The organism is Arthrobacter sp. 05T442, assembly GCF_056395945.1.
Genome location: NZ_JBFTKM010000073.1, coordinates 1 through 385, shown reverse-complemented (window position 1 = coordinate 385; position 385 = coordinate 1). Strand labels below are relative to the sequence as shown.

Sequence of the window (385 nt, the reverse complement as noted above, 5' to 3'; positions counted from 1 at the left end):
AACGGCGCCCCGTCCCGGGGGTCGGTCAGGACCCGGTAGAAGGAATCGGCGCCGCCGGCGATCAGGCGGCGCGCCATCGACGGCGGGATCGGCCCGTGCCCGTCCAGAACGGCCGGTTCCTCGGTGGCGCCCAGCAGGGACAGGACCGGAACGGTGACCAGGACCTGCGCCCGAGGCAACGGCACACCCCCGCACCCGCCCCCAACCGACCCCGCACCCGGACCGGTACCGGTGCCGGTACGGTCAGTCATTCCGCTGGTGAGGAGCCAGGTGGCGGTGATGTCGGCGCGGAGCTGGCTGAGGGTCCTGGCCTCGCCCGGGCCCTGCAGGGCACGGGCGGCCGCGGTGGACCGTTCCCAGATCCCCGCCGCCGTCCCGGCCGTGA

The 385-nt window shown here is 75.3% G+C and carries 1 pseudogene; it reads right to left on the bottom strand.

The annotated features are described in order from the left end of the window. Positions 1 to 385, bottom strand: a pseudogene (locus AC1DES_RS19240) (HNH endonuclease signature motif containing protein); the annotation flags it as partial.